1 protein-coding gene is annotated in these 1169 nt (G+C 63.8%); it reads right to left on the bottom strand.

Features of this window, described 5'->3' with window-relative positions; translation table 11 throughout:
* Nucleotides 1–122: 122 nt before the first annotated feature.
* Entirely contained in the window at nt 123–1073 is a 951-nt protein-coding gene (locus tag BM140_RS24995) for an IS481 family transposase (RefSeq protein WP_091952145.1), read from the bottom strand.
* Nucleotides 1074–1169: the final 96 nt, after the last annotated feature.

The following is a 1169-nucleotide window of genomic DNA, read 5'->3' as shown; positions in this document are numbered from 1 at the left end:
CGCGCTCGTCTTCTGACCTCGCCGCATGTCCGACTCCTTCAGTCCTGGCTGATCCTCTCAATCAGCCCGGTCCAAAGCCAGCCGGTCAGGTCAGTTTGGCGCCTCTGCCCATTATGTACCAGCTAGATGTTTGGTCCCGGCATTTGGTGGAGCGGGTTTGCCCTGAAGCGTCCGGGCTCGGCGGACCATGCCTTGCAGATGGCCTCGTAGGGGGTCAGACCTCGCAGGGTTTTCAGGCGGCGGCCAAAGTTGTAGGCGCTGACGAAGTCAGCAAGGTGAGTGCCGAGCTGTTCGTGGGTCTCGTAGTGGTAGCGCTTGACCGTCGCGTCCTTGATCGTGCGGTTCATCCGCTCGACCTGACCGTTGGTCCAGGGGTGGCGCGGCTTGGTCAGGCGATGGTCGATATCGTTTCGGGCGCAGGCGGACTCGAAGCTGTGGGCTCGGAAGGTCTCTCCGGCCCCGATCGCCTCCTTGATGATGGAGGCGGCCGAGGCAACGTTGCCGGGTGTCGTGAAGTGGGTGCCGTTGTCGGTGAGCACCGTGTGCACCTTGTAAGGCACGGCCTCGATGAGATGGCGAAGGAAGTCGCCTGCGACCCGCCGCGTCGCCTTCTCATGCAACTCGACGAAGGCGAACTTGGTCGTGCGATCGATGGCGACGAACAGGTAGAGCCGGCCCTCCGCCGTGTGGACCTCGGCCAGATCGATGTGGAAGTAGCCGAGCGGGTAGACCTTGAAGCGTGACCGCTTGGGCTTGTCGCCGTCGACTTCCGGCAATCGGCTGATGCCGTGGCGCTGCAGGCACCGATGCAGCGACGAGCGGGTCAGGTGCGGGATGGTGGCCTGGAGCGCGTAGAGGCAGTCGTCCAGCGGCAGGAGCGTGTGACGCCGAAAAGCGACCACGACCGCCTCGTCTTCCGGTGACAGCACCGTCGAGCGCGGATCCTTCGGACCGGTGCGCTGGTCGGCGACCGAGGTCCGTTGCCTCCACTTGGCGACCGTCTTCTGATTGATCCCGTAGCGCTTCGAAAGAGCCCTCAGGCTCGTTTGACTATGCTGGATCGCTCGACGGATCGCCTTGTATCTTTGAGTTGCCCGCTGGAGTGACGCCGGCGAGGCTACACGGTGAGGGTTAGCCCGTGTTTGCCTCGGGCTCGTAAGCCCGCGACA

The sequence above is a fragment of the Methylorubrum salsuginis genome, from assembly GCF_900114375.1.
Lineage (GTDB): Bacteria > Pseudomonadota > Alphaproteobacteria > Rhizobiales > Beijerinckiaceae > Methylobacterium > Methylobacterium salsuginis.
Note: the sequence above shows the minus strand (reverse complement) of the source record. Positions and strands in the feature narration are given on the sequence as shown.